14 protein-coding genes are annotated in these 13,367 nt (G+C 62.4%); 5 read left to right on the forward strand and 9 right to left on the reverse strand.

The window, feature by feature from the left end; all coding sequences use genetic code 11:
• Positions 1-94 precede the first annotated feature (94 nt).
• From ATN38_RS20015 to ATN38_RS20025, 3 genes are all read left to right on the forward strand, one after another.
• Positions 95-916: a phosphatase PAP2 family protein gene (locus ATN38_RS20015; RefSeq protein WP_051720934.1), complete on the forward strand. Its 822-nt coding sequence runs from the start codon at positions 95-97 to the stop codon at positions 914-916.
• Positions 913-1,578 carry a DedA family protein gene (locus ATN38_RS20020; protein ID WP_051649571.1) on the forward strand — a complete coding sequence of 222 codons (666 nt, stop codon included), beginning with the start codon at positions 913-915 and terminating at the stop codon, positions 1,576-1,578. The genes ATN38_RS20015 and ATN38_RS20020 overlap by 4 nt, the downstream gene beginning before the upstream one ends.
• A gap of 228 nt (positions 1,579-1,806) precedes the next feature.
• On the forward strand, positions 1,807-2,838 hold the full coding sequence (locus ATN38_RS20025) for a hypothetical protein (protein WP_155277940.1): 1,032 nt from the start codon (positions 1,807-1,809) through the stop codon (positions 2,836-2,838).
• A gap of 160 nt (positions 2,839-2,998) precedes the next feature.
• Here the strand turns inward: ATN38_RS20025 and ATN38_RS20030 are convergent, their stop codons facing one another.
• The 5 genes from ATN38_RS20030 to ATN38_RS20050 form a co-directional block, all read right to left on the reverse strand.
• Positions 2,999-4,045, reverse strand: a complete 1,047-nt coding sequence (locus ATN38_RS20030; protein WP_030537357.1) for a hypothetical protein — start codon at positions 4,043-4,045, stop codon at positions 2,999-3,001.
• Positions 4,042-5,208 carry a site-specific integrase gene (locus tag ATN38_RS20035; protein WP_030537356.1) on the reverse strand — a complete coding sequence of 389 codons (1,167 nt, stop codon included), beginning with the start codon at positions 5,206-5,208 and terminating at the stop codon, positions 4,042-4,044. Before ATN38_RS20035 ends, ATN38_RS20030 begins: the two co-directional genes overlap by 4 nt.
• Positions 5,209-5,399: 191 nt before the next feature.
• A complete protein-coding gene (locus ATN38_RS20040; RefSeq protein WP_256932012.1) occupies positions 5,400-6,638 on the reverse strand; it encodes a TniQ family protein in 1,239 nt (412 codons plus the stop codon).
• A complete protein-coding gene (locus tag ATN38_RS20045) occupies positions 6,635-7,540 on the reverse strand; it encodes a TniB family NTP-binding protein (protein ID WP_218748547.1) in 906 nt (301 codons plus the stop codon). Before ATN38_RS20045 ends, ATN38_RS20040 begins: the two co-directional genes overlap by 4 nt.
• A gap of 64 nt (positions 7,541-7,604) precedes the next feature.
• Positions 7,605-9,287, reverse strand: a complete 1,683-nt coding sequence (locus ATN38_RS20050) for a Mu transposase C-terminal domain-containing protein (RefSeq protein WP_256932013.1) — start codon at positions 9,285-9,287, stop codon at positions 7,605-7,607.
• A 122-nt stretch (positions 9,288-9,409) separates the two neighbouring features.
• On the opposite strand from ATN38_RS20050, the gene ATN38_RS20055 reads away from it, so the two are divergent.
• Positions 9,410-9,952 carry a recombinase family protein gene (locus ATN38_RS20055; protein WP_374104626.1) on the forward strand — a complete coding sequence of 181 codons (543 nt, stop codon included), beginning with the start codon at positions 9,410-9,412 and terminating at the stop codon, positions 9,950-9,952.
• 147 nt (positions 9,953-10,099) lie between these two features.
• Here ATN38_RS20055 and ATN38_RS20060 read toward each other — a convergent pair whose 3' ends face one another.
• The 4 genes from ATN38_RS20060 to ATN38_RS20075 form a co-directional block, all read right to left on the reverse strand.
• On the reverse strand, positions 10,100-11,017 hold the full coding sequence (locus ATN38_RS20060) for a hypothetical protein (protein WP_218748457.1): 918 nt from the start codon (positions 11,015-11,017) through the stop codon (positions 10,100-10,102).
• Positions 11,014-11,694 (reverse strand): TauD/TfdA family dioxygenase, encoded by a 681-nt coding sequence (locus tag ATN38_RS20065; RefSeq protein ID WP_218748459.1) that lies wholly within the window; start codon positions 11,692-11,694, stop codon positions 11,014-11,016. The genes ATN38_RS20060 and ATN38_RS20065 overlap by 4 nt, the downstream gene beginning before the upstream one ends.
• Before the next feature lie 286 nt (positions 11,695-11,980).
• Positions 11,981-12,301, reverse strand: a complete 321-nt coding sequence (locus tag ATN38_RS20070; RefSeq protein WP_218748461.1) for a hypothetical protein — start codon at positions 12,299-12,301, stop codon at positions 11,981-11,983.
• Between the two features lie 108 nt (positions 12,302-12,409).
• Positions 12,410-12,733 (reverse strand): hypothetical protein, encoded by a 324-nt coding sequence (locus ATN38_RS20075; protein ID WP_218748462.1) that lies wholly within the window; start codon positions 12,731-12,733, stop codon positions 12,410-12,412.
• Positions 12,734-12,822: 89 nt separating this feature from the next.
• Between ATN38_RS20075 and ATN38_RS20080 the strand changes: the two genes are divergently transcribed.
• On the forward strand, positions 12,823-13,353 hold the full coding sequence (locus tag ATN38_RS20080; RefSeq protein ID WP_218748463.1) for a hypothetical protein: 531 nt from the start codon (positions 12,823-12,825) through the stop codon (positions 13,351-13,353).
• The last annotated feature ends 14 nt before the right edge of the window (positions 13,354-13,367 follow it).

The following is a 13,367-nucleotide window of genomic DNA, read 5'->3' on the forward strand; positions in this document are numbered from 1 at the left end:
GTCCGTATAAGTCTGGCAAGTACAACAGACCCATGCCGAGATACCAGACTCGCTCTCAGCGGTTCTTCAGCAGCTCCCCAGCACACTGATCCCCGTGCTCCTTTCCTCATCGATCTCCGCCGTACACGCCACGGCCACCGAAGTGTTCACCGAAGCCGCAACCGCCGACGTCGAGATCGCGGGGCTGGTGATCGCAGTCGGCCTCATCGCAGCCGGGCTCATGCTCCGCATGCGCCGCGACAGGGCCGGCGCGACGGTCTTCGGCGCACTCGGTTACGCCTTCGCCGTTCTGGTGCTCGCCGTCGCAGTACACAGCAACGGCTGGCTGACCGGTGCCGATACCGCAGTCGCTCGATGGTTCGTCGATCATCGCAGTGCGACACTCGACCAACTCGCCGTCGCCGTCACCACGGTCGGTGGCCCCGCGGAGACCGCCGCACTGGGCCTGATCGTCGCAGTGGTTCTGGTGTGGAGGACGAAACGGTACGGCCCGGCACTGGTGCTGCTGGTGACCGTCGCCTCGGCTTCGATCGCGTGCACGCTGTTGAAGCTGATCGTCGGCCGTGAGCGGCCACCCCAGTCGATCCAGATGATGCTCGAAACCGATCCGTCGTTCCCGTCGGGGCACGTCACCGGCACCGCTTCCCTACTGTTGATGCTCGCGCTCATCGCCGGTGCGCGGCGATCGAGACCAGTACGAGCATTGCTGCTCGTCATTGCCGTCACGCTGACCGTTGCCGTGGCGTGCACGCGGATGTACCTGGGCGTCCACTGGCTCACCGATGTCGGTGCCGGCGCGCTCCTCGCGGCGGGTGCGGTCACCCTCGGCTCCTATGCGCTGCATCGTCTCGACTCCGCCGGCGATGGCACAGAGTCGACGCCACCTCGACTACTCATGAACAGGATCTCGCTATGACATCGGGACTGACCGGCGGTGTTCTCGACCCGAGCACCCTCGTCGCGACATTCGGATTGATCGGTCTGCTCGTGGCGTTGTTCGTCGAGACCGGTCTGCTGATCGGGTTCTTCCTCCCCGGCGACTCACTGCTGTTCACCGCAGGAGTGCTTGTCGCGCAGGTCGATCCGTTCGTTCCCCTGTGGGTGATCCTGGTGTCCGCACCGATCGCAGCCGCGCTCGGTGACCAATGCGGATACATGATCGGCCGTGCCGCCGGGCCCGCCGTCTTCGACCGACCCGGCGCCAAACGGCTCGGCCCTGCGCAACTCGCGCGCGCGCAATCGTTCTTCGACACCTATGGTGCCCGTACGATCGTTCTCGCCAGATTCGTTCCCGTCGTCCGGACACTCGCACCCGTCATGGCCGGTGCGTCGGGGATGAAATATCGAACCTTCCTCGTCTACAACATCATCGGAGCCCTCGCCTGGGGTGCCGGTGTACCGATGCTCGGCTACCTACTCGGCGGAATCCCGTTCGTGCGCAACCACATCGAGATCATCCTCATCGCGGTAGTCGTACTCTCGATACTCCCCCTCGCCATCAACTACCTGCGCTCTCGTTTCCGAGGACACGCACCGGTCAACCGGCCCGACCCGGACACGAGCATGTCCCCGCGCTGAACAACAGAGATCTGACAACACCGGCGTCGAGACCACCGGGCGCATCGACGAACCGAGCCGATCCCGCGGCATCGCCGCACCGACGAACCCGAAAACCCCAACGGTGCTCTTTGTCATCGGAGATGCTTGACTCGCTTGCTGGCGATTTGTATCTGTGGTCCCGATACACCGGGAGTTCAGCCGGGTAACGACGCCGTGTCGGGTAGACGAGAGGAGGAACAGATTTCGGTGTCGATGTCCGCGAGCACTCATCGGTGGCGTATCGCTCGGCACCCCCACGCCGGGAGTGGTGTGGACGCCGTCGTCATCATCGCAGCCGGCACCATCCTCCTCACCCGATCAGCTCTTCAGCTGCTGGGGTATCCGCGGGTCGGTAGCGGTCCACTGCACATCGCCCATCTGCTCTGGGGCGGTGTGGCCCTGACTGTCGCCGCACTGACCGCACTGTCGGTACTCGGCGACCGAACGCGACCGATCACGATCGTGCTCGCCGGGATTGGACTCGGACTGGGCCTCGACGAGATCGGCAAATTCGTCACCACCACCAACGACTACTTCTACAAGCCGGCGGTGGCCATCATGTACGTCCTGCTCATCGCTGTCGTGGCCACCTCCCGCCTGGTCCGTGATCTGGTGCCGCGTCGACCCCACGAAGACCTTGCCGCGGCAGCCTTCATCGCTGCGGACGGGGTCGTCCGCGGACTCGACCATCACCGCCGCGCCCAAGCCCTCGACTATCTCGCGCGCGCGAACGCACACGAACGACGACAGGTCACGCAAATCACCGCACTGCTCGCCAGCTGCACCGAGCGACCGCCGACGCGGTGGCGACGACGATGGTCGACGATCGGGAACTGGCGTGTACTGCGCTACCTCGACCACAGCATCTGGATTCGACTGTCCGCACTGGCCCTGGTGACGTACTCCGCGTTCGGTCTGTCGTCGGTCAGCATCCTCGGCACCGAAACCGTCGACGACATAACGCAATTCGCGCGACTGCTCGATGCGGCAGGGTCAGGGCTTGCGCTCGTTCTCGCACTTCCCGCTCTCGTCTGGCGTACCGACCGCAGGTGGACTCTCGAGGCCGTGCGACTGTCGAGTATCACCACGCTGATCTTGATTCAGATCGTCGAATTCGCGCAGTCCCAATTCTCCGCACTCGCGGATCTGCTGGTCGGACTGGTCACGTTGTCCTTGATCTCCAGGGCGATCGCGGTGCGCGCGCGTCGCCGGAACGACGTCGTCCGTCCTACGACCTGACGGAGTCGACGCTTCAAACCCATGCGCTGCGAACATGCCCGGGCCATTGGACATCCAGCCCGCCGAAACATCAAGACGTAGAAATGACAGAAGGCGCGCACGATCATCGCCGCAGTCAGCGCAGACGATGATCGTGCGGCCAGCTCCCTGATCGATGACATCAGCCGTCGTCGCGCTCCGGTTCGCCGTGTTTGTCGAGAATGTCGACGAGCGAGTGCAAGAGTTCGTCGACGCGGTCGTTGATGTCGTCGAATCGATCGTCGAGATCGGCAAGGCGGATGTGAGCGTTGCGGCGGGCACGAATTCCATGCTCGTAGTAGGCATTGTCCAGAACGACGCTCGAGTAACGTATTTCGTCGTAGAGAACGTCACCGTCTGTGCCGTTCTCCGTCCACAGGACTCGCGGACGATGCTCGGACGGACGGCCGGTCAGGTGCGCGCGGGTCACTGCGGACAACGACTGCGCCGTGAGCGGTTCCGGAATCCAGGGCGTGTAGCCCCAACGGTCGATGCGGACCACAAGTGGCTCACCCGCTTGCTGCGCTGTCACCACCGGAAACGCAGACGTCGGCGGTGAGCGATCGGGGTCGAGAAATTCGCGGAGCACCGAGATACTCGCGAAGCGATCGAGCATCGACTGAATCTGCGCCCAGCGCCGGTACACCGTCACCGGACCGGACTCACCGTGACTGCCGAGCATGTTCGGGGTGACCCGGTACAGGCCTGAAACAACCAGGTCCAGCCCCGCGACCTCGATGTCGCCTCGGCGCAGCACACTGATCTCACGGTAGGTCAGACCGGCGGACACCAAGGTCAGTATCAGTGCATCACGCCGACCGAACAGCCCGTATGGCCATCCGGACGTCGGAATGCTGTCGATGATCGATGCAGCGCCGCCACGGATTTCGGCGAGACGTTCCCGGCGATGCTCCGCGAGAGCGAGTCGAATGGGGACCGAGCGGCCGGGTTCGGTCATTCCGCGAGTGCGGTGAGCGGCGTTGACAGCGGCGACTCGGCGTCGCTGCGTGGCGACGCTGGCGGGATGGTCGGCGAGAAACTCTGCCAGTGTGGATGGTGCAGCCGGCAGCGACGGACGGTCGGTGGCAGCGCACCAGTCAAAGAACAGTGCCCATGTGTGTTCTGCGGAGCGGTCGAGACCCGCGACGCCATGGGGCACCGAGCTGAACGCAATTCCGTTCGGTTTCATAGTCCGAGCTCGGTGACGGCGTTGCCGAGCAGCGGCGCGTTCTCGCGGGCATAGATTTCGACCATCCCAGGGGTCGTGTGGCCGGTCTGGCGCATGATGGCGTGGGCGTCGGCGCCGTTCCGGAATGCTTGGGTGACGAATCCTGCCCGCAACGAATGCCCACCCAACTGTGTGACCGTCTCGGGATCGAATCCGGCGCGAGCGGCGCGGCGACGGATTGCAGCGTGCACCGCAGCCCCGGAGAGGGCGGTGTCGGAGAGGTTGCCGTTCTTGCGGATGGACCGGAACAGCGGCGAGGATTTGTCGGCGGTGGGCAGGGAGCCGCGGCAGACATGGGCATCGAATGGTGTTGCACGGAAGAGCAGTCGAATGACGGCGATTCTGCCGCCGGTGTCGAACGCTGCGACGATCTTCAACCATCGCACCCACGCGCAGACCGGGCAGGATTCATAGCGGTCGGTGAACGGAAGGGCTTTCACGGTTCCGGTACCGTCCTGGTCGGTCTTGGACTTGCGGATCTGTACGTGCGCGCCGTCGAGGCGGTCGCGGCGGACATCGCGGCATTCGAGCGCCACGAGTTCACTGCGCCGAAACGCGCCGGTGTATCCCATCAGCAGTAGCGCGGTGTCGCGGCGTTCGAGCACCTCCGACGCCCAGTCCGCTGCAGTGCGTCGGGCGTGGTCAACGATCGTGGTGATGTCAGCGGTGAGGAGCGGGGCACGGGGATTTCGGGGCCGCTCCCCCGCAGACGCATAATCCCGACGAATACCGGCGAGAGTGGCGCGAACCATTTCGTGGCCGCACGGGTTGTTGTGGCCAACAGCGCGGTGACGGTCGGCGATCGCCGCGATCCACTTGCCGAACGTCGACGGTGCATACGCCCGCGTCCCGTCGACAGTGAGCGTGTCGGCGGCGGCGACGAGGTAGGCCGCCACCGTCGCGGGATGCGCAGGCAACGCGTGGTGCCCGGCGACGGTGCACCAGGTCTCGAAGCGTCGCCACGCCGAATCGTAGGCGCGGCGAGTAGCAGCAGACCGTGCCGATGCCATCGACCGTTCGATTCGCGCGGCGACCTCGCTCGACAGGTCCGGAAACACCGCCGCACCACTCACCGGGACGATTGAACCCACGTCCGGGACCTCGCTGAGCTGCCGTTCTGCCATGGTAGGGACTGTAGCGAGCACCCCCGACAGGCTTCTCAGGTCGAATGCACGCTGAGCAGGCGTTTCAGCGGGGACGGTGCGGGAAGGAAAATTCTCGTCGGTCACCGCACACAAATCGTGGGTGACTACAGGCAGCGATCGATTTCCGCGTAGAAACCAAGGTAGAGATGCGTGTGGTGATCACGCGCGCTTCAGTCCCAGTCCAGTCGAATACCGAGCTCGACGAAGGCATAGGCCAGCTCATCGACGTCACCTTCGGTCCGGCACCCCGTTCGAGCGAATCCGAACAGAGATCGGGCGGCGTCGCTGTCGACGCGGGCGGCGGCGACAGCGGCATCGATCGCCGCAATTACACCGTCCCAGGCGCTGCGGGCGGGTACCGGACTGCGAGACCTTGACGGAGCGGTCCCCGGATCGACCGGCTCGTACGAACGTGGGCGCAGTAGAGCCGCACCAGCACCACCTGCGAATATCTCGTCGTTCTCGACCGCGATCATCGCGGTCGCGGCAGCGAGCATGACTGTCGACTGCTCGTTCCACCTCAGGTCCTCGAACGGAACCCACGCGGTCCGGAGAGGTCGAGAACAACCGGTGGACTTCCAGATCGCGCTCAGTGGCTTTGCCCACCATCCGGTGCGGACCAGCGGTGTGGACACTTCGTCGACGACGGTGCGCAGCAGCCTGAACCACACTGCTGCATGAACACGGCCTCCGCCGAGCTCGACCGACCCGCTCGTCAACGCGGTGACGCTGCGTCTGTCGATTTCTGCGACGGCCGCCGCGACAGGTATCGGTGATGCGTGTTCGTCCGCGCCGGGCGGTGTCCTGTCCCAGAAAACCAGTCTGCCGGGCACCACAGCGCAGAATTCCAACCGGCAGAGGTGCTTCGTGCAACTGGTCAGTATCGGGTATTGATGAGCCATCATGACCGCGATATCGGTGTCTGTGTCGAGGTCGTCGATACACAGGGGGCATGCCCGCGTAGTCAGCGTGCTCACCCAGGGAAGCCATGTGCCGGCAGGCGGTGTGCGTCGACGTCGATCTGCCATCGCCAGACCCGCCGGTAGTAGGACAGAGAACTGGTGGACGTAGGTGTCGAAGTCGCATTCGGTGAGGTCGATGCTGTCAAGCAGCCAGGGCGTGCAGCCCGCCAACGTCATCTCACGCAGCCGTTCCGCCGTACAGGTGCTCCTCTGGGCAAGCGCGGATAGCACCGGCTCGGGTGTGTGCCGGTCCAGGTCGACGCCCGAAGTCTCAAGGCCGAGCCCGTCGAGGAGGTCCGCGGCGGTGATCGACGAATACTGTTCGCTGGTCCGGGCCAGCCACGACGTCAGAGTCTCACCAGGTAGTGGTTGCGGGTGCAGTGGCCACCGCGGATGCGCGCTGTGGTCGAGCGCCGTGTGCGCTGCAGGGGCATCGGCTGGTGTCATGCCAGGTGCCGTTCGAAGTGGCGGCGGCGTTCGGTGGGCCCGAAGTACGCGGTTTGGGTCAACACCTGTGAGGTGATCGATTCCTCTCCGGCTTCTATTGCGGTCACTGCGGCCGCGGTCAACAGCGTGGCCAGTTCGCCGATGGTGCCCTCACACCGGGTGAGGAGGTAATCGGTCATCTCCGTCGATGTCAGGTGAGAGGGCGCACGCAACGGGAAGCTGGCGGTGAAGCTCGCCAGCAGGGAGCGGGTGTCGGTGTCATTGGTCCAGATCGGCAGCGTCATGGGGTGAAAACGGTTTTCCAACTGTGCATCACTGCGGATCGCGAGGTACGCCTCCCGGGTACCGACTCCGACGAGAGGGATCCGTAGTTCGTTGCCCAGAAACCTCAACAGGTTCAGAAATTCTCGGCGCACGTTGTCGCGGCCGGCGAGAACATTGTGGAGCTCGTCGATGATCAGCATCCGAACCCCGGTTGCTCGCAGCAGCGTGACTGCTTGCTGTTCGAGTTCGTGAACGCGGCTCCGTGGCCGGGTCGGCGTTCCGAGGGCAGCGAGCATCGCGAGGTAGAACCGTGTGGGTGCCGGGTCAGGGGGCATCTGCATACACAACACCGGTATGTGCTCACGGTCGGGCAAGCTGACAGCGAGGTGCGCACGCCGGAACTTCTCGATGATCATCGACTTGCCGTTGTTCGTCGGTCCGATCAGTAGCAGGTTCGGCATTCGTTGCCGATCTGGCCATACCAGCAACGTCTCGAGGTGCTCGATCACCGACCGTGCACGCGGATACCCGATCCACCGTTCCGTACGAATGTGCCTGATACGTTGCGCTGCAGGAAGACCCGCTATCGATCTGACCGAACTTCGCAGGTGGGTCAGATCCGCACTACCGGGGTCGATGTCCTGGCAGCTGCGGTCGTCGCCGTCGCCTGCGGGAGTAATTCGGGGGTCGTTGTTCACCGTTTCACCATTCTTCGATGTCGTCGAAGATCGGAACCGACACGTCGTCGGTGCCTGGGCCGAGCTCGGGCGGGCCCATCGCGTTCGGTGATGTCACGACGCTGCTCAGGTGCGCACGACGACTGCGGTTACGTCGAGCCCGTCTGGTGTCCTTCTGCGCCGATGTAGCGATCTCTCGCATCTTGTCGATCATCGAGAACAAGGCGTGTTCGTCGATATGCGCTCGGCCGTGTTCGCGCAGTCGTGTCACTGCTGCGCGATGCTCCCACAAGGTCACCGCTGGATGTGACATCGTCCGGTACGGCACCTCGATGTATCCGCCGCCGCTGTCGGGGTCCAGGACCCACACCCTGCTTAGATCTCGTGGATCCCGCCGGATCACGAACTGGCCCAAAGTCTCTCGTCGGGCGATCCACGGTTTCAGAGCGTTCGAGAAGTACTGGATGTGGTCGATGACGAACCCTGTCCGGGTCACGCGGCGCCGCATGACCGGAAGGAAGTCCACCAGGAATGCGGTCTCGTCCACCACTGTCGACGTCGGCAGAGCAGGGTCGGCGTCGATGCTGCTGGCCCACTGCGCAGCCGGGCTCCGGCTCAGGCCGGCGTGCACGTCCGCGTGATACGCCGCGATCGCCAGGATCAGCCAGCGTTCCAATTCTTGTAAGGCCAGTGCTGCTGTGCCCTCCGAGTCGTAGCTGCCCCGCTGCGTTGGGTTCGAGAACGTGGTGCCGGGGAGTTCGTGGACCTGGGTCATGACGGTGCCGATGATGCGTTCGACGATCCCGCCGTAATGCGGCCGGCCGGGTGGTCGGTAGCCGAGGTCGATGCCGTGCTGCTCGCAACCACGCTGGAGCGCTTCGCTTTTGAACTCGGCGGCGTTGTCGACGTACAAGCGGTGCGGCTTTCCGCCCATCGGCCACCGCACATCCGCGCCAAGGCCCAAAGCGTCGATCCGTACGCTCTTGTCCGAGCACACCCTGCCCAGACACAACCCGACCGACACTGCGGACGGCGGATCGAGTGTGACGACGAACCCTGGCACACAGCGGCTGAAGACATCGATGGCAATCGTGAGATACGGACGTCCGATCGGTGCCCGGTCGTATTCGTCGACGATCATCAGATCGACCACGGTGTGATCGATCTGGACTTGTTGCAGAACGGCCGTCACCGGCGGCGGGACGTCGCCAGCGGATTGCCGCGATCGGGCCGCGTCCGGTCCGCCACGTGAGCGTGCGACGCGGCCCGGGTGCATTGCTGCGATCCGCGCGTTGACTGTGTTGCGGGCTGGGATCGGGAGTCCGGCGCGGCGGCAGGCGAGCGCGATACGACGATGCAGCGCAGCGACACTGAGCTTCTGGCGAGCCAGAAAGTCACGGTTGATGTGCTCGGCGATTACCACTTCCACCTCGGTCGGCACGCGGGAGCGTCCGCGCCCGCCTGACGGTGCGGAGACCAACAGATCGGTGACCGCCCCTCCCCCATTCCGGAGCCTGGACAGCAGCACGTACACACGCCGCGGCGAGACCCCCAACTGCTGCGCTGCATCCTCGACCACTGCGGTACCAATCGAGGATCGATCCGCTAGTTCGCTGAGCACTGCAAACCGCGTCCGTGCCTGCTCCCACTGCTCGGCCGACGCGGTCAGCACACCGGTCTCGGCGACGTCGAACTTGTCCGCGTCCATCGCAGCCTCCGAACGCCCAGCCTGGGTGACCGATTGTGCAGTGCACTTCTGCACTCAGAATGTCAGAAGACGACTGCAATCGGAGGTGAAACCCCAGGAAAGCATGACGCGCACTCCTGAAACTGACATTGGGGTACGCCAGGGTCTCGACCGCCGATCAGAACCCGACTCTGCAGACAGACGCTCTGACGGCCGCGGGTTGTTACAAGATCTGGACGGACGTCGCATCAGGCTCCAAAGACGACCGCCCACAGCTTGCCGCAGTCATCGACCATCTACGTCCGGGTGACACTCTGGCCGTGTGGCGCTTGGACCGCCTCGGACGAAGCCTCCCCCACCTGCTGGAGACGGTTGCCCACCTCGAATCGATCGGTGTCGGGTTCACCTCACTGACCGAGGAAATCAACACCACCACTTCCGGTGGCCGCCTGATCTTCACCATCTTTGGAGCGCTCGCCGAGTTCGAGCGAAATCTCCTGAGGGAAAGAACATTTGCCGGTTTGGAAGCAGCCAAAAGGCAGGGACGCACGGGTGGTCGACCGCCCGTGCTCGACGACAAACAGAAGGCGATTGCGCGCAAGATGAAAGGTGCCGGCGTCTCGATGACGACCATCGCCGAAACCCTCGGGGTTGCCCGATCAACCCTGTACCGCAACCTCGGCTAGGTGACTGGCGCAGTCCACTGCGAACACGAACTGCCGGAAGACAACCTCAAGACTGCATGCCCTCTATTCACCACGTATCAGAAACTATTCACCGCGCCTCAAGAAAATTCGCTACTCGGTGGCGGGGAAAATCAAATATGCCCCATGCTAGTCATTTCCATATTCCTCCCCATAATCTATATCGTCATAATCACCTTCAGTTTCGAAGGATTCTGCGATACCCGCCTGTTCGAGCAACTGATACTGGTCAAGGACCAAACCACAGTTAGCGCAACTGAAATATTCGGAACTGATTGTAAGCGTAACCGAAATATCGTAGTCATCTTCCGCGATCTGGTGGTATTCACGCTTGATATCGATCTTGTCTTCGCCTTCTACGGCACCAACCCCCTCACACGCTGGGCAGTGCTCAGCCTGCTGGTAGTTGAGACCGGCGGACAGGTCTGCACCTGGCTGCCAGTCCTTTGCGACCTTCGCGGGCAGCGACCCGGCGTTGTACTGCGCAAGGCGTTGTTTCGCACGCCCGATCAGGGTCTCGCAACGGTGTTCAATGTGCTTCTTGTTCTGCTCCAGGTAAGCCTGAACAACCGTTCCCCGTTGGGGACCGACTAGATCATCGATGTCCTTTTCGCAGGCAGATACCAGTATGTCGGCCTGCGCCCAATACTTGGGCCACCACGCTGACTCTGGCAATGGCGTGAAACTAGCCGATGATCCATGAATGTAATCATTCCGAGCCCAGGACGTCTTTTGAGCTTCACTCGCATCGAATGGCCTAAAAGCCTTTTCGCATCGGGAATACAGGGACTTTGCAGGTATTGATTCGAACCGTGCTTTACCGCCTATGAGACCCAAAGCAATCAGAACATTAGTCCCTTCTTCCGTTGGGACAGCGATCAGTAGCGGAGACTGCCTAGCGAGTGCCGCTTTCGCTAACGCCTCCAATGCCAAAGAAGACCACAGTGCACGCTCGTCGAAGGATCTCATCGCGGGATCATCCATCGCATGGTTGAGAAAAAGTTTGGCCTTTAACCACAAGGCTTCATGGTCGTACGGTGCGCTCATGAACTGCTCTTTTGGTTGAGTCGTAGCATCAGTCGCTGCATCTCCCGGTCTGGATCGTGTTCTGAGTCGGCACGTGCGTGAAGAACATTTCGATTGTCAATTACCAAAACTTGGTCAGGTTTAGCCCACTCGAATTGAGTTGCTGATTTCAAAGCGGTTTCAAAGTGCTTAAGAACACGCCGAGCGCGGGAATCAGCCGGTTCCATGCACCCGGGATCGAATCGGATTCGCGCAGTTTCCTTAGTCCAACCGGTGCGCGCTGGAGCGAGGTGAACCTCCTTGCCATCATCGATGGTGAACAGACCGTGCCGAATATCCTCGTCAAGTTCACTGAGACCCTCCACCATGTCGATATGCCGCCACAGGAGAGTGGGGACGGGAGTTGGCTTGGCCACTGCCAAGATCACCAAATCTGGCGGCTCAGCTAAATGAGCTCCGTCGGTATGCAACGGTTGTTGCCCGCGTCCGTACACCGCACTGAGGGAACGCTTTTCCGCCTGTTCTGTCCCGGTGGGCCGAAGCACCTCGAACCCTCCTTTTAGCGAACGGCCGGCAACGGTGGTGTAGGCCCGTCCCCAAGTTTGGTACTCGAGCGTCTCTGTGGAACAAACGCCGTCCGCCCAGCCATCTTTTCGAGCCTTCTCGACCAGCTCGTTGAGCTGATTACTGACCGTCATAGCGCGGTGCTACCTCCTGGTGCGAGAACACGAACAGTCTGGTTGATGGAGGCTTCGAAGCACCAACAATCGCCCGACTGGGGATGTCGAAACGTACACCAAGAACTCAACCACGCCCTTGAAAGGGTTGCATCACGCGAGCCGATACCAGTTCAGTCCCAGCGCTCCGGAGCGAACAGGCTGGGTCCGATCCGTTCTTCGAGGACTTGGAAAGTCGTTCCACGCCAAACGCGGTACACCCCAGCGAGAGCGATCACTACTCCGATTGTCATGAATATTTCTGTTCTCAGTCGACCCAGGCAGGCTGGGCAGGGATGTGTTTGGTGGGAACAGGTGAGAGAAGGCGCAGGATGGGCAGGCTGAAAACTCGAAGTGCGAGCGAGCTGCGCCATCCCTTGTGCTTGAACGCGAACAACCAGTGTCCGACCAACCACAGGCCCAGCCCCACTGCCAGGGCCAACGGTGCGTTCATCTCCCCGAAGTGGGGCCCGCCCCAGATGAGGCCTGCGATGGTGAGAATGATGAGCAGGCCGCCGAGGAATCTGGCGACGAATGATCCGATTATCCAGGCCACCAGGACCACTACGCCGATGATCAAGACGCTCATTTTCGTTCCCCCGCACTGTGTATGAGTGTGTTGGCTCATTGTGCGGCACACCTACGACAGATGTGGGTTCTGTCGTGAGAGTGCGGGCGGAGCGGCCCACTGTGTTGTTCACCGTTCTTCTCGCTTGAGAGTCAAGGTGTTTCCGTGACCGACGGAATGTGGTCTGCCCAATAGGAAACGCCCTATGTGAGAGCTGTTGTCGTCGAGGGCGATTGCTTCGATGCGGACTGCGCGCCCTGTGTAGCCGTCGTCTTCGGTGCACCAGTTCTGGATCCGGCAGGCTCTGTTCAGCCAGATGATGCGTCCCACGTGTTTGTCGCACACGCACGCGGCGGGAATGGTCTCGGCGTCTGCGAGGAACTCCTCGAGCGCCGGATCTGCGTCGGAGGGAAAGTCGAACAGGTCGAGTTGAACAGGTTCGTTGCCTTTCATGTCCCCACGATAGACCATCGCGTCCTATAGATGGGACACATCAGGCCTCGAATGGGTCTCCGCGTCCCGTCTTTGGGTAAGGTTGCGGTATGAATCAGCTGTTCAAAGCCGCTTCCGAAGCAGTGTCGACCTCGAAGCAGGCCGCCCGCCAGGCGAAAGAAGCGAGCGATGTCGTGCTGATGCAGGCAATCAAAGTGCTGCTCGCGAGCGGTGCGTCCATACGGGAGACCGCGGCGATGCTCGATTCAAGCAAGGCGACGGTCGGCCGCCTCGCGGCACTACCGTCGACGACCACACCCGTTCCCTCTGCCGATGGGGAGTCCACCGACCTCGTGGTGAGCAACGGGTGGGGATCACAGAAACGCTTGGACGAGGTGCACGAGTGGTGCTTGATCTACGACGGTGAGCACGGCATCGAACTCCCGCCGGCGGTACTCGAGCTGACGAAGGCGCAAGCACTGAAAAATCTTGGGGACGCGTACGAGCAGGAACGCATTGCCGGCGAGAGCAGGCTCACCGACGACGAACGGAACGCCGTCCGCCGTCGGCACAGGCTGGCTGCGGTCATTGCCCAGGCCCGCGGAGCGAATGTAGAGGAACTCAGTCGAGCACAGAACTGAATCGGTTTGAAACT

It is taken from the genome of Rhodococcus sp. FH8, assembly GCF_019266085.1.
Lineage (GTDB): Bacteria > Actinomycetota > Actinomycetes > Mycobacteriales > Mycobacteriaceae > Rhodococcus_F > Rhodococcus_F qingshengii.